The following is a 21,381-nucleotide window of genomic DNA, read 5'->3' as shown; positions in this document are numbered from 1 at the left end:
AATGTATTCTATGCCTTTTTAAAAGCTCATCATTTCCTTAAACTTAACGGTTTGCCTTCGGCTGACTTCAATTTTTTCACCACCTTTTAATTCTACCAATAAGCCACCATTGAAATAAGGCTCTATCTTTTCAATCCAGCGAAGGTTAATAATATGCTTGCGGTTGGCGCGAAAGAAAACACGGTCATCCAAACGTTCTTCGAGCGAATTAAGCGATTTCAAAATAAGCGGTTTATTATTGCCGAAAAAGACCTTGGCATAGTTGCCCACACTTTCAAACAGCCGTATTTCATTGAGTTTTACAAACCAGCAACGTTCGCCGTCTTTTACAAAAACCTGGTCAATTTCGGTAAGCGGGCCGCGGTTATTATTGCCGCTAATGCCAATGCGTTCCTTGCTTATTTCATCGTTCAGTTTATGCACGGCATCAGCGAGGCGTTTAGGTTCTATTGGTTTTAAAAGATAATCCAGCGCATTCACCTCAAACGCTTTCAGAGCATATTCATCATACGCAGTAGTAAATATTACATGCGGCGCTTTTTCCAGGTCTGAGAGCATATCAAAACCTGTTTTACCGGGCATTTGAATATCGAGAAAGATAATATCAGGATTTTGCGATTCTATTTTTTCAACGCCTTCATCCGCATTAGCGGCTTCATCAACAATATCAATATCAGGATATGCCTGCAACAATTTCTTTAATTCTGTTCTTGCAAGGCGCTCATCATCTACAATAATAGCTTTTAGTGGCATTTATATTTATTTTAAAAATGAAATAGCGGTAACCGGCAGCGTAACCCTTGCTTTTACCATATTACCGTTTATATTTTTTATTTCAAAACCGGCATCATTGCCATACAATAATTTTAGCCTGTTTATGGTGCTGGCTATGCCAAAACCTTCCAAACCTTTATTGCCGTTTAAATGGCCGGTATTTTCAACAATCAGTTCATGATGACTATCTGTAAAATCGGAAATGACCCTTACCAGCCCGCCGTTTATCTGCTTGCTTATGCCATGTTTAATGGCATTTTCAACAAGTGTTTGCAGCATCATAGGCGGAACCTGCTGGTCTAAAGTATCTTCATCAATTTCGTATTCCACCCGCAGCCGGTCTTCAAACCGGATTTGTTCCAGCTCAAGATAATCTTTTACTATACTTAGTTCTTTTTCAAGTGTGGTTGTTTCCATTTTTTCAGCCTGCATGCTGCTGCGCAAAATATTGCTTAATTCGGTTATAGCTGTTCTTGCACGTTCAGGGTTTTCATCCACCAATGCACGAATACTGTTTAACGCATTGAAAATAAAATGCGGGTTAATGTGTGCTTTAATGGTTTTAAGCTGCAGCTCTTTTACAAGGCTTTCCATTTTCACACTGTCAATTTTTGTGTTGCGTGAATTTTCTATATAATGCCACAGGTAGTAAATAGAAAGCCAGACAAAAATAATGGGAGAGTCATTGGCAAGGTTGAGGAAAAAGCGTTCCGGGATGCTGGCTTTTATTTCGGGGTCGTATAAATGCAGCCATTCAACAATTGTGCTGCTGATATAGCTGTAAGCAATGCAAACCATTAACGTTATACTGAAAAGCTGCAGCCATTGCCTGCCAAAAATGGGAGGTGTAAGTTTTAAACGCAGAATAATAAGCCGGAGCAAATGTGTGAAAATCAAGCCGAAAGACATACCCAGTAAAATGCGGGCTGCAAAAATGGAAGTAAGCTGTAAATGAAACACCCAGATAAAAAACATTAATGATGCCCCGTAGAATGTCCATCCGGCAAACTGACACCACCAATATGCTAATTGTTTTTTCTGCATTGCTTTACAAATTTATAAACTTATACAGGCGCCGGAATGCAATTTTTATCAATGGTTATTTTAAGGAGTAAGTGGCACATGCCAAACCTTTGAAAGGCATTAAAATAAAACATTATAAAATTGTAAGAAAATTTTAGGGCATTAAACCGGAATGTGGCAAAAAACGTTTATATTCTAAAACTATTATTTTTGCTACTTAATCTTTGTTAATGGAAATTTCCGCCGGTCCTTTGTTAAGCCAGATAAATTCCCCTGCCGACCTGAAAAAGCTCTCCCGGGATCAACTCTTCCAGGTTTGTGATGAACTGCGCCACTATATTATTGATGTGGTAAGTGTTTATGGAGGCCATTTTGCTGCAAGCCTCGGTGTTGTGGAATTGTCTGTAGCGTTGCATTACATTTACAATACGCCCTATGATCAACTGGTTTGGGATGTTGGCCACCAGGCTTATGGCCACAAAATTTTAACCGGCAGAAAAGATAGTTTTATCACCAATCGCAAATACAAAGGGCTAAGTGGCTTTCCAAAAAGAAGCGAAAGCGAATACGATACTTTTGGTGTGGGACATTCTTCCACTTCTATTTCTGCTGCTTTGGGTATGGCAATGGCAGCCAAGTATAAAAAAGAAACAGAGCGTAAAACCGTTGCCATAATAGGCGATGGCGCCATGACTGCCGGCCTTGCTTTTGAAGGGCTGAACCATGCCGGCGTTGCCGATGCAGATTTACTGGTTATCCTGAATGATAACTGCATGAGCATTGACCCGAACGTGGGCGCACTGAAAGAATATTTAACAGATATTACTACTTCGCCTGCTTACAACAAAATGCGGGATGATGTTTGGAAATTGCTCGGTAAACTGCCGGTGGGAAAACGGTTTACCCGCGATATGGCCGCCAAGCTCGAAACCGGCATTAAGGGCATGGTAAGTAAAACCAGCAATCTTTTTGAATCTTTGAATTTCAGGTATTTCGGACCAATAGACGGCCATAACATTACCAAGTTGGTTGATACGCTGGCTGATCTTAAAAAAATACCCGGCCCCAAGCTGTTGCACATCATTACGGTAAAAGGAAAAGGCTATGCGCTGGCAGAACAGGACCAAACCAAATGGCATGCGCCAGGTTTGTTTGATAAAGTAACCGGTGAAATTTATAAGAAGAAATTCGACCTTCCCCAGCCGCCAAAATACCAGGATGTTTTCGGCCATTCCATTATTGAACTGGCAGAAGCAAACGATAAAATAATGGGCGTAACGCCTGCCATGCCCAGCGGCTCATCTTTAAAATTTATGATGGAAGCTATGCCCGACAGGGCATTTGATGTGGGCATTACAGAACAGCATGCCGTAACATTAAGCGCCGGCCTGGCCACACAGGGCCTTCGTGTTTTCTGTAATATTTATTCTTCATTCATGCAACGGGCTTACGACCAGGTAATACACGATGTTGCCATTCAAAAACTGCCTGTAATATTTTGTTTGGACAGGGCAGGGCTTGTGGGCGAAGATGGCCCCACACATCACGGCGCTTACGATATTCCTTATATGCGTTGCATACCTAATATGGTTGTAAGTGCGCCAATGAATGAAAGCGAGCTGCGCAACCTGATGTACACGGCGCAGCTTGACAAAAATGAATATCCTTTTGTTATACGTTATCCCCGCGGCGAAGGTGTAATGCCGGAATGGAAAACGCCTTTCAGGGAAATAGAAATTGGCAAGGGGAGAAAATTGAAAGACGGTGAAGGCCTTGCCATTTTAACTTTCGGCCATCCGGGCAATTTTGCTACGGCCGCCATACGTGAGTTAAAGGCAGAAGGTATTGACCCGGCACATTACGATCTCAGGTTTGTAAAACCAATTGATGAAGCTTTGCTGCACGAAGTGTTCAGCAAATTTGATAAGATAGTTACGGTGGAAGATGGAACGGTTGTTGGCGGGTTTGGCAGCGCTGTACTTGAATTTATGAATGCCAATAACTACAAAGCTGATGTAAAGATTCTTGGCATCCCGGACAGGATTGTAGAGCATGGAACGCTGAAAGAATTGCGTAATGAATGCCATTACGATTCTGCTGCAATTGCTGATGCCGTAAAGGAAATGGTAAACCAACCTGTTACAGAGAAATTAATCAGTTAGGCTTGCTTTTTTTCTCCGGAATAATCTTTATTTACAATTGCCTTAATTTGTTTTTACAGGCATAGTGATTTCAATATATCATCTGTATAAGTAGTATAACTGTTATTTCTAAAATTGCACCTATGAAATCACTTCTTATCATCCGCCATGCAAAAAGCAGTTGGGATGATTTTTCGCAAAAAGATTTTGACCGGCCATTAAATAGCCGCGGTAAAAAAGATGCGCCTGAAATGGCCAGGCGTGTGCGCAGGCAAATGAATGTTAAGCTTGATGCTATCCTCTCCAGCCCGGCAAACCGTGCTCTTTCCACAGCCAGGCTTTTTGCCGATGAGTTTGAGGTGAAAAAAAAGAACATTATAGAATGGCCCGATTTGTATGATGCATCTATCAGCAAATTTTATAAAGCCGTTGAAGCTTTAAACGACGATTTTGATTCGGTTGCCTTATTCTCACATAACCCGGGCATAACCGCTTTTGCTAATAGTTTAATGAACGCCTATATTGATGATATGCCCACCTGTGCTGTATTTGCGTTGCATATAAAAACGGATAGCTGGAAAGATTTTGAAGATGCAGAGAAGGAGTTTTGGTTTTTTGATTATCCAAAAAATGTTTTGTAGCAATTCGGGTTACATTGCATTTAAAATTGCCGCATGAAAAAAATAGTGTTAATTATTTCCTGTTTCGTTTTTATAATATCTGCAAAAGCGCAGGTACATTTTAACCATCTTGCCATTTACGTTGTTAACCTTGAAACAAGCAGCGCATTTTACCGAGACGTAATGCAGTTACAGCAAATACCGGAGCCGTTTCACGATAACCGCCACACCTGGTTTAAAATTGGCGAGCACGATCAGTTGCATGTTATTTCCGGGGCAAAAGAAAAAATGCCGCACAATGTAAGTGTGCACATGGCATTCAGTGTGCCTTCGGTAGAGAATTTTGCCAGGCGCCTTGATTCTCTTCACATTAAATATGGCAATTCAGGCCAGACAAGCAGTGCGCCTCAAATCAGGACTGATGGCATCAGGCAAATCTATTTACAGGATCCCGATGGTTACTGGATAGAAGTAAACGATGATAAATTTTAGCAGTGAATGGTGAGTGGTGAATAGTGAATTGTAAACTGTTATCTTCGCGCCTCGAAAAATGAGTGTATGAAATTTTATAACTTAATAATCAAATACCGTTTTTGGCTGAGTATTATAGCTATTATAATTGGTGTTGTTTTAAATCTTACTGTTTCCGGCTTTTGGCCTGTATTCCCGTTATATTTTATAGGATTAATTGGTTTTCTTAGCCATTTCTTTATCGGCCCAATGCGTTTATTGCAGGAACCAATGGAAAGCGGCAATATTGAAGAAGTGGAAAAAATCCTTGACAGTATATGGTTTCCCAATTTATTATATAAGCCCATCCGCTCCACTTATTATACAGTGAAAGGCAATATGGCCATGATGAAGCAGGATTTTGATACGGCGGAAAAACATTTAAAGAAAAGCGCCACACTGGGTTCGCCAATGCCGGAAGCAGAGGGCGCCAACAAACTTCAGTTGGGCATGATGGCCATGCAAAAAGGTGATATGAAAACGGCTGAAGGTTATATGAGGGCCGCCATTCGCGCCGGCATTCCCGATAAGGAAAGTGAAGCCATAGCTTTTTTAAGTATGTGCCAGATATTTATGAATAAACGCGAGTTTCGTGCTGCAAAAGATTTCTTTAGAAAAGCAAAAGCCTGCAAACCCACAACCAAACAGGTGGTTGACCAGATAAAGGAAATTGAAAAATATATTTCAAGGGTTCCGGGTTAGCAGCTTAAAAATATTCAGTAAAAGCACAACCGAAAAGTTGTGCTTTTTTGTTTGAACAAATTCATTTTTTTCCACTGTAAAAGCAGCAGCAGGAGAATAGAATTTTTGTCTAGCCGCTGATGCTGATTTTATGTGAGACATTAAGTTCGCACTCATTCTTTAAACAAATTACCGAAGAAGATTTTATACAACTGAATTGCTGCAGAAATTATAAATACCGCACCCATAATTACGTTAAGAATTTTATGGCTTGCCTTTAATTTTTTAATAAGCCATTTACCGCCGTGAATGTAAATAGCCTGGCCGGTTAAAGTTCCTACGCATGCACCAATTGTAAAGAGGTTAAAGTTTAACATGGTTGGGTTTATTGTGCCGTTGCTAATAAAATAAGTGCCCCAGAAAAACCAAAATGGTATTTGCATAGGGTTAATGGCACTCAACATAAGGCCAAGTAAAAATCGGTGTAATTTATTATCGATAAGCAAGCCCTTTTTTTCCGGTTCATTTTGCTTTAGTGCCTTACGAATGCTTAAAAAGCCCAACACAAAAAATAAAATAACGGTGGCCCAGCTTAAGTAGATAAACATAGTTTTATTACGCAGTATCCAGCCGCTGCTGTTTAAAGCTATGCGCAAATAAATTACTTCAACCAGCGCTACGCCAATACTGAATATCCATGCTTTTTTTATGCTTTCTTCAACGCCTATCTGCGTGGCGGCTACGTTTAAATTTCCCAGGGGCAACTGCCCTAAAAAGCTCACGCCAAAACCTGCAAACAGTATGGGTAACAGTTCATTCATAAAGCAGTTTAAAGTTTACATTGCAGGTTTAGCTGCTCCATGAATTTCGTATTTTTTTTAGAAGCCCTGAGCATTTTTATTCCCTTAAAAAAAGGAACATAAGCGGCGCCGTTTTTATAATTTATTTTTCCTATCTCAAACATATATTTCCAATGCCTTGCAATAACTTTTATGGCGCCTATATAACTTAACCCGTTATCATAAATATGATTGGGTTCTGAGCCAACACCGTTAAATTCAAGTATCGAAATATTCCTGCAATGCTTAAGGTCTTCAAGCGAAGTGGTTTTAATATCGTAACGGCCATAATAAAAATGCTTGCTGAATAAATTAATTTTATCCATCACAGCAGAAAGCTGTTCATCAATTTTATTACCCAGGTTAATGAACCTTGCGCCGCGGTTATGGTTGCCTAATTCATTCAGCTTATAAACTTCTCCGTTAGCAATAATATTATCCAGGTTTGTTTTATGCAGCTCTTTTTGTTCTTCTGCAATCATGAAAGCCTTCGGGTGCCGTTCTATTAATTGTTTTAATGTTGATCTGCCATCACCTTTTACATGCAAATATTCTTTTTCAATCAGCCCCGTTATTGTCCCTTTATCAGAACCGGGATAACGCACATAGAAAATACTTAGTTCAAGCGGCCAGGTTATCATTTCCTGGATAAGATACGTAAACGGCAATAATGTATGGTAAGCCGCAAGCTGTTCTGCATTTTCAATCTTCCTGAAGAGCAATCCTTTTGTGCCAATATCTGGTTTTACTGCCACCGGAAATTGCAAACCCGAAGCCTGCATTCTTTTTATAATACATTCAATAGTTTCGTTAGGGCCGGCATAAATAGTTATTGGGTATAATGTGCCGGGCAACTGTTCAAACATCTCCCGTTTCGTTTCGCCCTCAAACCCGCCGAAATACAAGGTTGGGTTTACGTTTGAAAAGAACCAGAAGCGGCCGCCCTTTATCCAATAGTATAGCCAAAGAAAAAAGAAAGGCGCATAAATAACGCTGAAAGGCAATTGCTCCCAGTTAAAGATTCTTTTCAACCAAGCATTTTTAGTGGCGCAAAATTAGGGGTGATCAACTATGTTACAACAGTTTGTTTGTTAAATACAAAACGCTTTGCCTTACATTTGAATACAGAAAATTCAATTGTATGCACATTCCGCAAATGGCAGAAATGCTGGCAAACGGCGAAACCCCCGATATTCTGTTTTGGGTGGGTTGTGCAGGCAGTTTCGATCAGCGGGCACAAAAAATTACCCGCGCCTTCGCAACTATCTTAAACAAGCTTGAAATTAAGTATGCCATTCTTGGGAAAGAAGAGGCCTGCACCGGCGATCCTGCACGCAGGGCCGGCAATGAATTTTTGTTCCAGATGATGGCCTATAACAATATCCAGGTTTTAAATGGATATGGCATAAAAAAAATTGTAACCGCCTGCCCGCATTGCTTCAATATTTTTAAAAATGAATATCCTGAACTCGGCGGCAGTTATGAAGTTATCCATCATACAATATTCTTACAACAGCTAATAAATGAAGGCAGGCTGAAGCTGAAAGAAAAAGGCAACTTTAAAGGCCGCCGCATTACTTACCACGACAGTTGTTATCTTGGCCGCGCCAATAATGTTTATGAAGCGCCACGCAAAGTGCTGGAGTTATTAGATGCAGAATTAGTTGAAATGAAGCGCTGCGGCAGCAAAGGTTTATGTTGCGGCGCAGGTGGTGCACAAATGTTTAAAGAAGAAGAAAAGGGCGCCACACGTGTAAACTTTGAACGCAGTGAAGAAGCCATGCAAACCGGCGCTGACATTATTGCTTCAGCCTGCCCTTTTTGCAACACCATGCTTACCGATGGCGTTAAGAATAAAGAAAAAGAAGATAGCGTAAAAGTGCTGGATATAGCAGAGTTAATTGCTGCTGAAATGGAATAACATCACAATTATTTAATCACTTTTTAAACCCACATCATGAAAAAATTATTACTGATTGCATTACTGGCGCCGCTTTTTTGCAGTGCGCAGGAAGGCGTAAACTTTGAGCATAATCAAAGCTGGCAGCAAGTGCAAGCAAAGGCCAAAACCGCCCATAAATATATTTTTATGGATTGTTATACCACCTGGTGCGGGCCCTGCCGTTATATGACCAGCACAATCTTTCCGCAAAAAGTGGTTGCTGATGTTATGAATGAAAAATTCATAAACGTAAAAGTGCAGTTGGATACTACAGATAACGATAATGCCGAAGTAAAAAGCTGGTATCAAACTGGTCATGATCTTGCCAAACAATATAATGTAAGGGCGTATCCAACTTATTTAATCTTTGATGAGAACGGAAAAATTGTGCACCGTTTTGTGGGCTCTTCAAGAACAGGGGAAGATTTTGTTGCCAGGTTGAATACGGCGCTTGACCCGGAAAGTCAATATTATACTTTGCTTGATAAGTATAATGCAGGCGAAAAAGATCCTGCCTTTATTCATAAGCTGGCACTTATGGCGCAGGATGCTTATGATATGAAACAGGCATCTGAACTGGCCAATGCTTACCTGGCAACTCAGCAGGATTTATATACAAAAGATAACCTCGATTTTATCATCAGCTTTACAGAAAACAGCAAGAGCAAGGGTTTTGATATGCTTTTGCATAATGGCGATAAGGTTGATGAGGTGATGGGCAAAAAAGTTAGCAATGGTATCTTACAAAGAATTATTACACGGGAAGAAGTTTACACGGTGATTTTTCCAAGGAATATCCCGAACCCAAAAGACTTCCCTGAACCTGATTGGACTAAACTGCAAAATGATGTAGCGAAAAATTACCCTGCACAGGCAAAAGAAGTAATAAGCCATGCGCAGGTGGTGTTTTATGAAAATAAAAAAGACTGGGAAAAGTTCGGCCCTGCTGTAGTTAGTTATATGAAAGATTATGGCAGCAACGCTTCGCCTGAACAGTTAAATGATTTTGCCTGGAACGTATTTTTAAATTGCAGCGACATGGCTTGTGTGGAACAGGCGCTTGCCTGGAGCAAACGTTCTATTGATAATAATGAAGAACCCATGTTTATGGATACCTATGCAAACATTTTATATAAAATGGGTAAAAAGGATGAAGCGATTGAATGGGAAACAAAAGCAATGAACCTGGATATCAGCGCTGATAAATCTTCTTACGAGCAAACCCTGAACAAAATGAAAAACGGGGAGAAGACCTGGAATTAGTTTTATCTTTTTGAATAATAAAACAGGTTGTTAGGCAAACAGCCTGTTTTTATTTTAATAAAGCTTTAAAAGCCCGGCAGGTAAAAAGTGTTACATTAGTTATACTAAAAGAAGCGGTTGTTATATGAATGCCATTGTTGAATATTTCCAGCATATTCCTTCCCTGCACCGTGCTTTAATTATTGCAGGCGGAATTACTATCTTTTGGCTTATAGAAAGCGCTGTTCCGCTGTTTACTTTTCAATACAATAAATGGAAACATGCGGGCATTAATCTCTTCTTTACATTCACAACCATTGCCATAAATTTTGTATTCGCATTATTAATTGTGTTTACAAGCGACTGGTGTTTGAAGCATCATTTTGGTGTATTGCAATGGATAGTAATGCCCGTGTGGCTTCAATTGATTATTGGTTTAATGCTGATGGATTTAATTGGCGCATGGCTTATTCATTATATCGAACATAAAATAAAATGGATGTGGAAGTTTCATACTATCCATCATTCTGATATGCATGTTGATACTACTACAGCTAACCGCCATCATCCTGGTGAAAGTGTTTTTCGTGCTGTGTTTACAACTATTGCTGTTTTTATTTGCGGCGCACCTTTATGGCTGGTGTTTTTATATCAAAGTGTAAGCGTGGTGCTTTCTCAGTTCAATCATGCCAATATAAAAATGAACAGGAAATTAGATAAGGCATTAAGCTATATCATTGTTACGCCAAACATGCATCGCATCCATCATCATTATATCAGGCCGGAAACAGATACAAATTATGGTAACATCTTTCCTTTTTGGGATAAATTGTTTGGCACGTATTGCACAACATCTGTAGAAAATATTCATTACGGCCTTGATGTTTTGGAAGGCAGGAATGATGAAGATGTAAAAGACCTTTTAAAAATTCCTTTCGGCAATTCTATCAAAACTGATTATTAAAGCTTTCAGTAATGATTGTTCTAAGCTCAAAGCTTACGGCTCACAGCTTCTCAGTTATATTTTGATTATAACCATCATGGTAAGATATTTGTATGATAAATTAAGCTTATTCAAAAAATCTTAATCATGAAACAACTACAAATTAAACATGTACTGCAGTGCATGCTTCTAACAGCATCCCTCGCTTTAGTTTCCTGCGGTACTTCTACGTCTTCAGACACAGCAAGTGACAGTTCTTCAATGGAATCTTCGGTTGCGCCTGCTGAACCTGTAACACATGCCGAGGCTGTAATTTCAGGCACAAAAGCAGATACAACTGTTGATGGTACAGCAAGCTTTGATGCAGACAGCGGAAAGGTTAAATTAACACTCAATCTTACCATACCTAAAATGGCTAATAAAACTGTTGCTGTTCATATACACGAACATCCTGATTGTGGCGATAACGGCATGGCTACGCATGGCCACTGGAACCCAACCGGCGCACAACATGGCGAATGGGGAAGCGCCAGTTTTCACCTGGGCGATATAGGTAATGTGAAATTAGATGCAGAAGGTAAAGGCACACTTGAAATGTCAACAGATTTATGGACGCTTGGTTCAGATACAGCCAGCAGTGTTTTAAATCATGCTATCATCGTGCACAATGGTGTTGATGATTATACAACACAACCAACCGGTAATGCCGGCGGAAGAATTGGTTGCGGCCTTATTAAATAATATTTTTCAAATTAGTTATAAAGCCTTTGGTAAAAAGCCAAAGGCTTTTTTATTTTCTGCAACACATTTTGCATCAAATAAACAGCTTTGTACATTGCAGTAACAAATGGGTATTCTTTCGCTTATATTAATTATAGCAAACGTAATTGTTTCTTATCGCGGTTTTAAAGACAGTATTTTCTACAATAAATACAAGTTTAATGTAGATGCCGTTTTGTTGTATAAAGATTATAAACGGCTCGTAACATCCGGGTTTCTGCATGTAAACTGGATGCACCTTATTTTCAATATGCTGGCCTTATATTTTTTCAGCGGCTCACTTGAATTGTCGTTAGGCCCTGTAAGATTTTTACTTATTTATTTTTTAAGCCTCATTGGCGGTGGCCTGCTTTCTCTCTTCATTCATCGCCACGATGGCGGCTATGATTCAGTTGGCGCTTCTGCCGGCGTAAGCGGTTTAATATATGCAGCCATTGCTTTATTCCCGGGTATGAAAATTGGTTTACTGTTTATTCCCATAGGCATTCCTGGCTGGCTGTTTGGGCTTGTTTATGTGTTGTATTCCATTTATGGCATTCGTTCAAGAAGAAATAATATTGGCCATGATGCACATTTAGGCGGTGCATTAATTGGCCTCATCGTTGCCATCATTATGCACCCGTCTGTTTTAGTTACCAACACCTGGCCCATTGTAATTATTATGCTGCCTTCCGTAGTGTTCATGTATATTATTATTACCAGGCCACATAGTCTGATGATAGATAATTATTTTTTCAATAAGCATTCAAACGCAGTTACCATCGACCATAAATACAATATAGAAAAGAGAAGTAAAGAGCAGGAAATAGACAGGATACTTGAAAAGATTCATAAAAAAGGAATGAAAAGCCTTACTGACAAAGAAAAGCAGATGCTGCAGGAATATTCCCGATGACGACAATACTAAATGAAAAACTCAGGTTTAATTATAATTTCTTTCTTGTCTGTGACAACGAGAATCGTATTAATTCCAAATATTAAGTTGGCAGTTTCGCCTGTTAACTCAATTTGGCAAATCACAAACCCTCAAATGGACACAATAAAAAGACCTTTCCAAATAAAAGTGACAAATGTTGATGAAATACGTATGGGCTCTCCATATAATCGCTGTGATATTGAACTTGTTGGCTTTTACAAAACAAAATTGTCAAAAGAAGGTTGGCAAGACAAGTATGCATGGTCAGATGACTCAAAGAAATTGGTATTAATTAAATGGGATTTTGAAAATAGCAAACCGGGTTTTCATCTTTTTTGCATTGACGCAGAAACAGGACAAACAAAAGAAAGTCCAAGATTTTTTGGCTTGCCTAACAACATTTCATTCATAGCAGATAAAATAAAAATAAACAAATTTCTTTACGACAAAGAGAAATCGAAGCCAGGCGATCTTTGTTGCAATCTTGATGAAATTTTTGATTTTTTTAAATGACAAGGCACTGCTACTAACCTGGTGACTTGGCAAAAACTGGCTGAAGGGAACAACATCAACTTTTGTTTTACTAATCAGCAGCGATTATCAGAACGTCCTTATAAATTTAGCATCAGTTCCAGCTTTGGCGAATTTTAGATACTCGTTCTTCACCAAGCCTTTACCATTAACGGTTGGCGGCTTAACTTAGTAACTTAAAACAATTACTCATGAACGCCATCAAAAAAGAAGATATTAAACAGGAAGTGTTTGATATCTACGATGATTATGCCCACAGCCGTATTGACAGAAGAACCTTTGTGCAGAAGCTTTCTGTGTATGCAGTAGGTGGAATTACTGTAAGTTCACTGATGAGTTTTCTTATGCCTGATTATGAAAACACTTTGCAGGTTAAAGCTGATGATCCGCGTATTAAATCAGAATATATCAAATATGAATCGCCAAAAGGTGGTGGCACTATTAAAGCTTTATTAAGCATGCCGGCAGATGCAAAGGGAAAGCTGGGCGGCGTAGTTGTGGTGCATGAGAACCGCGGGCTAAATCCTTATATAGAAGATGTTGGCAGAAGACTGGCTGTGGCAGGTTTTATATCCATTGCGCCGGATGCTTTAACGCCGTTAGGTGGTTATCCCGGCAATGATGATAAAGGCCGTGAAATGCAAAGCAAACGCGACCGGAATGAAATGCTGGAAAATTTTATAGATGCCTATAACTATCTTGTACATCATAAAGATTGCAATGGCAAAGTGGGCGTAGTTGGTTTTTGTTTTGGCGGCGGAATTGCAAACATGATGGCGGTAAAACTTCCCGGTTTATCAGCTGCAGTACCATTTTATGGCGCACAGCCTGCTGCGGAAGATGTGCCTAAAATACAAGCGCCGCTGTTGTTGCAATATGCAGGGCTTGATACCCGCGTAAATGAAGGCTGGCCAGCGTATGAAGCTGCATTAAAGGCAAACAATAAAGTTTATACAGCTTATATTTATCCCGATGTAAATCATGGCTTTCATAACGATACAACGCCGCGTTATGATAAAGCCGCCGCAGAACTTGCCTGGCAACGGACCATTGATTTTTTTAAAAAGTATTTAAGTTAGAATTAGTCAATCAATTTTTTAATAGCTGCATGATAGTTTTCAAAATGAAAACTATCAACAGCCTTTTGCATGTTGGCTGCAATTTTATCATTCATTAAATTGCCAATGCTGCCTTCATGCACATGCTGCACCGTTGTTGAATATTCAAACTTTCCTTCTTCAATATCCAATCCAACTTTTTTATAAGCATCACGAAAAGGCATACCGTTATTTACAAGTTTGTTTACTTCTTCAACACTAAACAGGTATTTATATTTTTCATCGGTAAGAATATCTTTCTTCACCTCAATATTGCTGAGCATTAAAGCAGCCATATTAATACAATCGTTTAAGGTTGAAAATGCAGGAAATAAATGTTCCTTTAGCAATTGCAGATCACGATGATAACCCGAAGTAAGATTGGTGGTCATCATCATAATTTCATTTGGCAGTGCTTTTATCTGATTGCAATGCGAACGGATCAATTCAAACACATCAGGATTTTTTTTATGCGGCATAATACTGCTGCCTGTTGTAAGCTCTGCAGGAAATGAAACGAATCCAAAATTCTGGTTAAGGTATAAACACATATCCATACTAAGCCTGGCTAATGTATCGGCAATATTAGCCAATGCTGATGCCACAATGCGTTCTGTTTTGCCACGGCTCATTTGTGCATATACAACATTATAATGCAGGTCATCAAAACCTAATAACTGTGTTGTAAGCGTTCTGTTAATGGGAAAAGACGAGCCATAGCCTGCAGCAGATCCTAATGGATTTTTATTAACAACATCATAAGCGCCTTTTAAAATATTTACATCATCCGTCAAGCTTTCTGCGTAAGCGCCAAACCATAAGCCGAATGACGAAGGCATAGCTAATTGTAAATGCGTATAGCCAGGTAATAAATCTTTTTTATATTTTTCGCTTTGCTGAATAAGCAGTTCAAAAAAAGACCGGATGCTTAAAACAAGGTGTTCCACTTCGTGGCGCAGAAAAAGTTTTAAGTCAACTAAAACCTGGTCGTTGCGGCTGCGGGCAGAATGAATTTTTTTGCCAATATCGCCAAGCTTTTCCGTTAATAAAAATTCTATCTGCGAATGAACGTCTTCAATGTTATCGTGAATTGTGAATTGTGAATCGCGAATGGAAGTGTAAATATTCTTTAGTTCGTTCACGAGTTTATCTGCTTCATCGTTTGTAAGCAGGCCAACAGTAGCCAGCATTTTTGCATGGGCTATATTGCCTAATACATCAAAAGGCGCAAGCAGTAAATCAAACTCCCTGTCGTTACCCACGGTAAATTTTTCTACTTCCTTTAATGATGTTGTATTTTTTTGCCAGAGTTTCATTGTGAAGATTTAAGGTTTAAGGTTTAAGGTTTAAGGTTAAGACTGCAGTAGCCCTATACCCTAAACCTTACGCCTTATACCTTTTAAAAAATTATTTTATTCAATAACTCAATGTATAACCCAATTCCATTCTTAATCTCATCAACAAAAATAAACTCATCTGCACTATGGCTCCTGGCGCTGTCGCCGGGGCCCATCTTCAACGCAGGAAATGGCATTAATGCTTTATCGCTCGTTGTGGGCGAACCATAATATGTTCTTCCTAATGCTGTTCCTGCCTTTACCAATGGATGATCCAATGCAATATTTGTTGAACGCAACCGCAAGCTTCTTGGCATAACTTCCGATTGAATGTTTTGCCGAATGATATCAATCACTTCTTCAAAAGTATATAACTCATTCACACGCACATCTACCGTAAACTTGCATTCAGAAGGAATTACATTATGCTGTGAACCTGCATTGATGATGGTAACGCTCATTTTATTCGGGCCAATCAGCGCAGACACTTTATCAAACCTGTAATTTTTAATCCACTCAATATCTTTTACAGCTTTATAAATAGCATTATCTCCTTCTTCACGTGCTGCATGGCCAGCCTTGCCCAAAGCCGTACAATCCAATACCAGCAAGCCTTTCTCGGCAACAGCCATATTCATTAATGTTGGTTCGCCAACAATTGCCGCCCATCCGCTGAAGGGATTTTTTGCATGGCCTGAAAGATGTAAAAAGCCTTCGTTATTTAACAACAATTCAATTCCATTTTTACCACTGATCTCTTCTTCTGCAGTTGCAGCCAAAACAAGATTGTATTGCAAATTCTGCTGATGATAAAAATGTATAAATGTTGCAATCAGCGAAACCAAACAGCCGCCGGCATCGTTGCTGCCGAGGCCGAACAATTTCTCATCTTCAAAGTTTGCTGTAAAAGGATCCCTTGTATATTGTTTATTGGGCTTTACGGTATCGTGATGTGAGTTAAGCAAAATAGTTGGCTTGCTTTTGTCAAAATATTTATTAACAGACCAAACATTATTTAATAACCTGTTTGTTGCTATGTTTTTTGAGTGAAGGAACTGCTCAATTGCATCAGCTGTTTTATCTTCTTCTTTTGAAAAAGAAGGAATTGAAATTAACTGCTGAAGAAGGGAAATGGCAGCATTGTATAAGGTTTCAATTTCCATTATTGTGTTATCAAAGTGCCGATTGTATTATTTGTTGTATTTTGAATAAGATCATTTGCATCACCAATCAAAACTTCATGAACGCCTGCATCTATTGCTGCAAAAGCATTATCTATTTTGGGAAGAATGCCTGCAAACAATTTTTGTTCTTCCAGCAGTTGCCGGTATTTTTCTTTATTGATAAGATTAATGACAGAATTGTCATCCTCTACATTTTCCAGCACGCCTTTCTTTTCAAAACAATATATTAAACGAACATCATAATAAGTTGAAAGTGCAACAGCGATTGACGAAGCGATGGTATCTGCATTTGTATTTAAAATATGGCCTTGTTCATCATGAGTAAGCGGTGCAAGTATTGGAGTGAAATTGCTTTCAAGCAAAGCTTTTAAGTTTTCACTTTTTACTTTTGAGTTATCAATATCGCCAACCCAGCCAAAATCAACATCTTTTACTGCACGTTTTTTTGCCGGAATAATATTCGCGTCGGCACCAGTTAAACCAATTGCATTACAGTTTAATGATTGTAGTTGTGCAACAATTTTTTTATTGATCAATCCGCCATATACCATCGTTACCAAATCAATCGTATCATCATCTGTTATTCTTCTGCCGTTAATATATTTTGATTCGATGTTGAGTTTATTGCCGATTTCAGTCGCAATCTTCCCACCTCCATGCACCACGATTTTATGCGATTTTACTGATGCAACTGAAGTAAGAAATACTTTTAGTTTCGCTTCATCATCAATAATGTTTCCGCCAACTTTTATAACAAAAAGTTTGTTCATACTTATAACATAAAACTTATTACTTATTACTCTTCAGGATTTCGCTAATAACTGCCTGCGCTGCCCACACACGGTTTGCTGCCTGTTGTGTAACTATGCTGTTTGCACTATCTAAAACTTCATCGCTTAATTCAACATTTCTTCTTACGGGCAAACAATGCATCACCTTTGCATTATTGGTAAGTTTCAGTTTATCTTCTGTAAGCATCCATTCTGGATCATTTTCATATATCTTACCATAATCATTATAAGTGCTCCAGTTTTTTACATATACAAAATCAGCATCCTTTAATGCTTCATCCTGGTTATGGGTAATGGTTGCGCCTTTTGTAAATGCTTCTTTTAATTCATAATCCTGCGGATGTGTAATAACAAAATCCGCTTCGCCCCAGGCATTTATCCACTGCGCAAAACTATTGGCAACACATTGCGGCAAAGGCTTTACATGCGGCGCCCATGTAAGAACAATTTTGGGCCTTCTGATAGCTGGTGGCTGACGGCTGATTACTTCTTTAATTGTAATTACATCAGTTAACGATTGCAGCGGATGCAAGGTTGCGCTTTCCAAACTAATTACAGGAACGCCGCAATATTTTATGAATTGTGTAATGTACAATTCGCTGTAATCATCATCGCGGTTTTTTAATGAAGGAAATGTTCTTATGCACAGAATGTCAAAATAGTTTCCCAGGACTGGCGCTGCATCTTTTATATGTTCAACGGTGCTGCCGCTCATGATGGCGCCTTCTTCAAACTCCAGTGCCCAGCCTTCTTTATCTACATTAAAAACAATAGCATCCATTCCAAGGTTGCCTGCGGCAACCTGTGTGCTTAACCTGGTACGCAAACTTGGGTTTAAAAACAATAAGCCAATGCGTTTGCCGGCTCCCAGCGTTTTATCTTTTAAAGGATTTGCTTTATACATCAATGCTTTTTCAACCAAAGCATTAATGTTGCCTGCGTCATGAACGGATGTAAATTGGTTCATCTATTCTTATTTATAAATGAAACCACAAAGGCGCTAAGGACACAAAGTTTCACTAAGTACTTTATGGCTCGTGTCTTCGTGACTTAGTGGTTCAATTTTTTAATGCTTAATATTAATGCAGTTAACTTATTCGGCATGTGCTACAACAGCTTTCATCTCCGCAACAGCTTCATTCAAAGTGTCCAGAAATTCATCTACCTGTTTGCGTGTAATATTCAATGCGGGCAATAAGCGAATTACATTTGGCTTTGCCTCACCGGTAAAAATGAAATAATCATGTAATAACTTTTTGCGCAGGTCTTTCAGGTCTTCAGGCACATCAAAACCAATCATCAGGCCTTTGCCGCGAACATTATCAATTCCATCAATACTTTTTAATTTATTAATGAGATACATGCCGCGCTGCTTGGTCATCTCAATCAAATTATCTCTTTCAATTACTTCCAGCACCCCAAGTGCCGCAGCACAGGCCAGCTGGTTGCCGCCGAATGTTGTGCCAAGCATGCCATGCTTTGGTTTAATATACGGCGCAATTAAAATGCCGCCAACCGGAAAGCCATTGCCCATACCTTTTGCCATAGTATATATATCGGCATTTACGCCGGCGTGGTCCAGCGCAAAGAATTTTCCACTTCTGCCGTAACCACATTGCACTTCATCTGCAATAAATAAAGCATCATTAGCATCGCATAATCTTCTTATCAGTTGCAAAAAGCTTTCGCTGGCTACGTTTATGCCGCCAACGCCTTGTATGGCTTCCACAATTACTGCCGCCACTTTATCACCGTTAGTTTGAAAATATTCTTTCAAAGCAGCTTCATCATTGAACGGAAGAAAATCAATGTTGCCCGTTTCATTTACCGGCGCCACAATGTTCTTATTGTCTGTAGCTGCAACGGCTAATGATGTTCTGCCATGAAAAGCTTTATTAAAAGCAACAATCTTTTTCTTGCCTGTATGAAAAGATGCAAGTTTTAATGCGTTTTCATTGGCTTCGGCGCCACTGTTTACAAGGAATAACTGGTACTCTTCCTTGCCGCTAACTTTGCCTAATTTATCAGCCAGCTCCTGTTGAATTGGAATGTGCACAGAATTAGAATAGAATGCAATTTTTTCTAACTGGTCTTCAATTCTTTTAACCCAATGCGGGTGTGTGTGGCCAATGCTGATTACTGCGTGGCCGCCATACAAATCAAGATACTGAACGCCATTTTCATCCCACACATAAGAACCTTGTGCTTTGGTAATTGTAATGTCGTTTAAAGGATAAACATCGAATAAAGTCATAAGTTGTAAGTTGTAAGTAATAAGTTAGGAACGCACCTTGTTGATAAGTGCAATCAACATTCCTTTTACTTCGTTAATTAATTTAAATAATGTTTGAAAAATTTCTTCTTTTAAATATGATAAATCTTTTGAAAGGATAAGAAAATATTCTGATTCGTTTGATGAACCTAATGCGATGTTTAAAAAATGAGCAAATTCCTGATTTGAATTCTTCCCACAGCCTTCAGCAATATTTGCCGGAATAGATGAAGCCGATCTTCTGAGTTGATTTGTTAAGCTATATAGTTCTTCTTTTGGAAAAACTTTTGTGCATTCATACACTTGTAAAGTAAATGAATGTGCTTTTTCCCAAACTTTTAAATCTTTGTAATTCTGCACTACTTATAACTTAATACCTACAACTTAAAACATTGTTCCTTTTAGTTTCAGCCCTGTTGTTTCATTCAACCCAAACATTAAATTCATGTTTTGAACAGCCTGTCCACTTGCACCTTTCAGCAAATTATCAAGCGCACTGTGCACCACCAATTTGCTGCCAACTTTTTCTAATTGTATCAAACATTTATTCGTGTTTACAATTTGTTTTAAAAAGATAGGCTCATCGCTAACAATAGTGAATGGGTTGCCTTTGTAAAAATCCTTATACAATATTTTTAATTCTTCTGCCAACATTTCGCAATGCACAGTTGAACTGATAAAAATACCTCTTGTAAAATCGCCGCGCCAGGGCACAAATGACATTTGCAAATTCTTATCAGACTGCAATTGTGTTAGAGACTGCATGATCTCGCCTAAATGCTGATGCGTTAATGTTTTATATGCTTGTATATTATTGGCACGCCAGCTAAAATGTGAGGTAGCACTTAAGCTTTGCCCCGCGCCTGTTGAACCTGTGATGCCTGTTGTGTAAATATCATCTAACAAACCTGCCTTTGCCAACGGTAATAAGCCCAACTGAATGGCAGATGCAAAACAACCGGGATTAGCTACATTATGTGCTGATTTAATTTGCTCTTTGTTTAATTCAGGTAAACCATAAACAAAGCTGCGGGCTTTAAGCTTTGAGCTTTGGGCAAGGCGAAAGTCGTTGGCAAGGTCAATTATTTTAATGCTGTCAGCAATTTCATTTTCTGATAAAAATTTTTTTGAATCGCCATGACCAAGACATAAGAAAAGTACATCAATATCATCGCTCAAAGTATCTGTAAAATTCAATTCTGTTTCACCAATTAAATCCCGGTGCACTTTAGAAACAGCGTTGCCTGCATTGCTTTTACTATGAATAAAACGGATATCAGTATTTGGATGATTGATTAATAACCTGATCAATTCGCCGCCTGTATAACCGGCGCCACCTATAATACCAACATTAATTTTCTTCATGTTCAAAACAATTAAATCTATCGTTATTAGTTGAAGGCTGAGAGCTTAATATAAATTCAAGATCAGTATTTGTATTATTTACAATGCGATGCTTTTTGCCAGCAGAAATATGAAAGCCTTCATTTTCTTTTACTGAAAAAACCTGTCCTTCCACCTCAAATGTTGCATTTCCTTTCAATATAAAAAAGAACTGCTGTGCATTTTTATGATAATGTAAACTTTCTGCAGCATTCTCCGGCATTAATTCCTGTTTTACAGATAACGCATCTGTATCAACAAAAACCCATCCATCACAATTATTTCCCCATTTGTAATGATGCAAGGCAGTATGTTTATTCAGAGCCTGCATGGATAGTTTTAAAGGTAGAAGTTATATGGTTTAGGGTGTAAGGA

General features: G+C 38.8%; 23 protein-coding genes. 11 read left to right on the top strand and 12 right to left on the bottom strand.

Going from position 1 to position 21,381, the window contains the following annotated elements; genetic code table 11:
- Nucleotides 1-18 precede the first annotated feature (18 nt).
- Both BM015_RS04390 and BM015_RS04385 read right to left on the bottom strand, forming a co-directional pair.
- Nucleotides 19-753: a LytR/AlgR family response regulator transcription factor gene (locus tag BM015_RS04390; RefSeq protein ID WP_090654852.1), complete on the bottom strand. Its 735-nt coding sequence runs from the start codon at nt 751-753 to the stop codon at nt 19-21.
- Nucleotides 754-759: 6 nt separating this feature from the next.
- Complete coding sequence (locus tag BM015_RS04385; RefSeq protein WP_090654848.1) at nt 760-1,818, bottom strand: sensor histidine kinase; 1,059 nt, start codon at nt 1,816-1,818, stop codon at nt 760-762.
- A gap of 209 nt (nt 1,819-2,027) precedes the next feature.
- On the opposite strand from BM015_RS04385, the gene dxs reads away from it, so the two are divergent.
- From dxs to BM015_RS04365, 4 genes are all read left to right on the top strand, one after another.
- Nucleotides 2,028-3,959, top strand: a complete 1,932-nt coding sequence (dxs, locus tag BM015_RS04380) for a 1-deoxy-D-xylulose-5-phosphate synthase (RefSeq protein ID WP_090654845.1) — start codon at nt 2,028-2,030, stop codon at nt 3,957-3,959.
- A gap of 122 nt (nt 3,960-4,081) precedes the next feature.
- Nucleotides 4,082-4,579, top strand: a complete 498-nt coding sequence (locus tag BM015_RS04375) for a SixA phosphatase family protein (RefSeq protein ID WP_090654843.1) — start codon at nt 4,082-4,084, stop codon at nt 4,577-4,579.
- A gap of 33 nt (nt 4,580-4,612) precedes the next feature.
- A complete protein-coding gene (locus tag BM015_RS04370) occupies nt 4,613-5,050 on the top strand; it encodes a VOC family protein (protein WP_090654840.1) in 438 nt (145 codons plus the stop codon).
- A gap of 66 nt (nt 5,051-5,116) precedes the next feature.
- On the top strand, nt 5,117-5,770 hold the full coding sequence (locus BM015_RS04365) for a tetratricopeptide repeat protein (protein ID WP_090654837.1): 654 nt from the start codon (nt 5,117-5,119) through the stop codon (nt 5,768-5,770).
- 152 nt (nt 5,771-5,922) lie between these two features.
- Here the strand turns inward: BM015_RS04365 and BM015_RS04360 are convergent, their stop codons facing one another.
- Together BM015_RS04360 and BM015_RS04355 are read right to left on the bottom strand one after the other, a co-directional pair.
- On the bottom strand, nt 5,923-6,570 hold the full coding sequence (locus tag BM015_RS04360) for a LysE family translocator (protein WP_090654834.1): 648 nt from the start codon (nt 6,568-6,570) through the stop codon (nt 5,923-5,925).
- Nucleotides 6,571-6,578: 8 nt separating this feature from the next.
- The gene (locus BM015_RS04355; RefSeq protein ID WP_090654831.1) at nt 6,579-7,619 is read right to left on the bottom strand and encodes an ATP-grasp domain-containing protein; all 1,041 of its coding nucleotides are present in this window, start codon (nt 7,617-7,619) and stop codon (nt 6,579-6,581) included.
- A 110-nt stretch (nt 7,620-7,729) separates the two neighbouring features.
- Here BM015_RS04355 and BM015_RS04350 point away from each other — a divergent pair, with 110 nt between their 5' ends.
- The 7 genes from BM015_RS04350 to BM015_RS04320 all read left to right on the top strand — a co-directional run bounded on the left by BM015_RS04350 (nt 7,730) and on the right by BM015_RS04320 (nt 14,021).
- On the top strand, nt 7,730-8,509 hold the full coding sequence (locus BM015_RS04350; protein ID WP_090654829.1) for a (Fe-S)-binding protein: 780 nt from the start codon (nt 7,730-7,732) through the stop codon (nt 8,507-8,509).
- Between the two features lie 36 nt (nt 8,510-8,545).
- A complete protein-coding gene (locus BM015_RS04345; RefSeq protein ID WP_090654827.1) occupies nt 8,546-9,793 on the top strand; it encodes a thioredoxin fold domain-containing protein in 1,248 nt (415 codons plus the stop codon).
- 124 nt (nt 9,794-9,917) lie between these two features.
- Entirely contained in the window at nt 9,918-10,736 is an 819-nt protein-coding gene (locus BM015_RS04340) for a sterol desaturase family protein (RefSeq protein ID WP_090654824.1), read from the top strand.
- A 126-nt stretch (nt 10,737-10,862) separates the two neighbouring features.
- Complete coding sequence (locus BM015_RS04335) at nt 10,863-11,456, top strand: superoxide dismutase family protein (protein WP_090654821.1); 594 nt, start codon at nt 10,863-10,865, stop codon at nt 11,454-11,456.
- A gap of 106 nt (nt 11,457-11,562) precedes the next feature.
- Nucleotides 11,563-12,390 carry a rhomboid family intramembrane serine protease gene (locus tag BM015_RS04330; protein WP_090654818.1) on the top strand — a complete coding sequence of 276 codons (828 nt, stop codon included), beginning with the start codon at nt 11,563-11,565 and terminating at the stop codon, nt 12,388-12,390.
- Nucleotides 12,391-12,402: 12 nt separating this feature from the next.
- Nucleotides 12,403-12,924, top strand: a complete 522-nt coding sequence (locus BM015_RS04325) for a hypothetical protein (RefSeq protein WP_090654816.1) — start codon at nt 12,403-12,405, stop codon at nt 12,922-12,924.
- Nucleotides 12,925-13,133: 209 nt separating this feature from the next.
- The gene (locus BM015_RS04320; RefSeq protein ID WP_090654813.1) at nt 13,134-14,021 is read left to right on the top strand and encodes a dienelactone hydrolase family protein; all 888 of its coding nucleotides are present in this window, start codon (nt 13,134-13,136) and stop codon (nt 14,019-14,021) included.
- Nucleotides 14,022-14,023: 2 nt separating this feature from the next.
- Here BM015_RS04320 and argH read toward each other — a convergent pair whose 3' ends face one another.
- The 8 genes from argH to BM015_RS04280 form a co-directional block, all read right to left on the bottom strand.
- Nucleotides 14,024-15,355: an argininosuccinate lyase gene (gene argH, locus BM015_RS04315; protein WP_090654809.1), complete on the bottom strand. Its 1,332-nt coding sequence runs from the start codon at nt 15,353-15,355 to the stop codon at nt 14,024-14,026.
- Nucleotides 15,356-15,438: 83 nt separating this feature from the next.
- Nucleotides 15,439-16,539, bottom strand: coding sequence for a M20 family metallo-hydrolase (locus tag BM015_RS04310; RefSeq protein ID WP_090654805.1), 1,101 nt, complete (start codon nt 16,537-16,539; stop codon nt 15,439-15,441).
- Nucleotides 16,539-17,330, bottom strand: coding sequence for an acetylglutamate kinase (gene argB / locus BM015_RS04305; protein ID WP_090654802.1), 792 nt, complete (start codon nt 17,328-17,330; stop codon nt 16,539-16,541). Before argB ends, BM015_RS04310 begins: the two co-directional genes overlap by 1 nt.
- Nucleotides 17,331-17,349: 19 nt before the next feature.
- Complete coding sequence (locus BM015_RS04300) at nt 17,350-18,318, bottom strand: Rossmann-fold NAD(P)-binding domain-containing protein (RefSeq protein WP_090654799.1); 969 nt, start codon at nt 18,316-18,318, stop codon at nt 17,350-17,352.
- A gap of 126 nt (nt 18,319-18,444) precedes the next feature.
- Complete coding sequence (locus tag BM015_RS04295) at nt 18,445-19,605, bottom strand: aspartate aminotransferase family protein (RefSeq protein ID WP_090654796.1); 1,161 nt, start codon at nt 19,603-19,605, stop codon at nt 18,445-18,447.
- A gap of 24 nt (nt 19,606-19,629) precedes the next feature.
- Complete coding sequence (locus BM015_RS04290) at nt 19,630-19,983, bottom strand: four helix bundle protein (RefSeq protein WP_090654793.1); 354 nt, start codon at nt 19,981-19,983, stop codon at nt 19,630-19,632.
- Nucleotides 19,984-20,007: 24 nt separating this feature from the next.
- Nucleotides 20,008-20,988, bottom strand: coding sequence for an N-acetyl-gamma-glutamyl-phosphate reductase (argC, locus tag BM015_RS04285; RefSeq protein WP_090654788.1), 981 nt, complete (start codon nt 20,986-20,988; stop codon nt 20,008-20,010).
- On the bottom strand, nt 20,975-21,337 hold the full coding sequence (locus tag BM015_RS04280) for a cupin domain-containing protein (protein WP_090654785.1): 363 nt from the start codon (nt 21,335-21,337) through the stop codon (nt 20,975-20,977). Before BM015_RS04280 ends, argC begins: the two co-directional genes overlap by 14 nt.
- Nucleotides 21,338-21,381 lie beyond the last annotated feature (44 nt).

Source organism: Parafilimonas terrae, from assembly GCF_900115755.1.
Lineage (GTDB): Bacteria > Bacteroidota > Bacteroidia > Chitinophagales > Chitinophagaceae > Parafilimonas > Parafilimonas terrae.
Note: the sequence above shows the minus strand (reverse complement) of the source record. Positions and strands in the feature narration are given on the sequence as shown.

Excerpts from the sequence above, each read along its gene's own strand:
- BM015_RS04385 (WP_090654848.1), bottom strand. The coding sequence starts at position 1,818 with ATGCAGAAAAAACAATTAGCATATTGGTGGTGTCAGTTTGCCGGATGG.
- BM015_RS04300 (WP_090654799.1), bottom strand. The coding sequence starts at position 18,318 with ATGAACCAATTTACATCCGTTCATGACGCAGGCAACATTAATGCTTTG.
- BM015_RS04340 (WP_090654824.1), top strand. The coding sequence starts at position 9,918 with ATGAATGCCATTGTTGAATATTTCCAGCATATTCCTTCCCTGCACCGT.
- BM015_RS04330 (WP_090654818.1), top strand. The coding sequence starts at position 11,563 with ATGGGTATTCTTTCGCTTATATTAATTATAGCAAACGTAATTGTTTCT.
- BM015_RS04310 (WP_090654805.1), bottom strand. The coding sequence starts at position 16,539 with ATGGAAATTGAAACCTTATACAATGCTGCCATTTCCCTTCTTCAGCAG.
- argH (WP_090654809.1), bottom strand. The coding sequence starts at position 15,355 with ATGAAACTCTGGCAAAAAAATACAACATCATTAAAGGAAGTAGAAAAA.
- BM015_RS04390 (WP_090654852.1), bottom strand. The coding sequence starts at position 753 with ATGCCACTAAAAGCTATTATTGTAGATGATGAGCGCCTTGCAAGAACA.
- BM015_RS04320 (WP_090654813.1), top strand. The coding sequence starts at position 13,134 with ATGAACGCCATCAAAAAAGAAGATATTAAACAGGAAGTGTTTGATATC.
- BM015_RS04350 (WP_090654829.1), top strand. The coding sequence starts at position 7,730 with ATGCACATTCCGCAAATGGCAGAAATGCTGGCAAACGGCGAAACCCCC.
- BM015_RS04365 (WP_090654837.1), top strand. The coding sequence starts at position 5,117 with ATGAAATTTTATAACTTAATAATCAAATACCGTTTTTGGCTGAGTATT.
- BM015_RS04325 (WP_090654816.1), top strand. The coding sequence starts at position 12,403 with ATGAAAAACTCAGGTTTAATTATAATTTCTTTCTTGTCTGTGACAACG.
- BM015_RS04375 (WP_090654843.1), top strand. The coding sequence starts at position 4,082 with ATGAAATCACTTCTTATCATCCGCCATGCAAAAAGCAGTTGGGATGAT.
- BM015_RS04345 (WP_090654827.1), top strand. The coding sequence starts at position 8,546 with ATGAAAAAATTATTACTGATTGCATTACTGGCGCCGCTTTTTTGCAGT.
- dxs (WP_090654845.1), top strand. The coding sequence starts at position 2,028 with ATGGAAATTTCCGCCGGTCCTTTGTTAAGCCAGATAAATTCCCCTGCC.
- BM015_RS04295 (WP_090654796.1), bottom strand. The coding sequence starts at position 19,605 with ATGACTTTATTCGATGTTTATCCTTTAAACGACATTACAATTACCAAA.
- BM015_RS04370 (WP_090654840.1), top strand. The coding sequence starts at position 4,613 with ATGAAAAAAATAGTGTTAATTATTTCCTGTTTCGTTTTTATAATATCT.
- argC (WP_090654788.1), bottom strand. The coding sequence starts at position 20,988 with ATGAAGAAAATTAATGTTGGTATTATAGGTGGCGCCGGTTATACAGGC.
- BM015_RS04335 (WP_090654821.1), top strand. The coding sequence starts at position 10,863 with ATGAAACAACTACAAATTAAACATGTACTGCAGTGCATGCTTCTAACA.
- BM015_RS04280 (WP_090654785.1), bottom strand. The coding sequence starts at position 21,337 with ATGCAGGCTCTGAATAAACATACTGCCTTGCATCATTACAAATGGGGA.
- BM015_RS04360 (WP_090654834.1), bottom strand. The coding sequence starts at position 6,570 with ATGAATGAACTGTTACCCATACTGTTTGCAGGTTTTGGCGTGAGCTTT.
- argB (WP_090654802.1), bottom strand. The coding sequence starts at position 17,330 with ATGAACAAACTTTTTGTTATAAAAGTTGGCGGAAACATTATTGATGAT.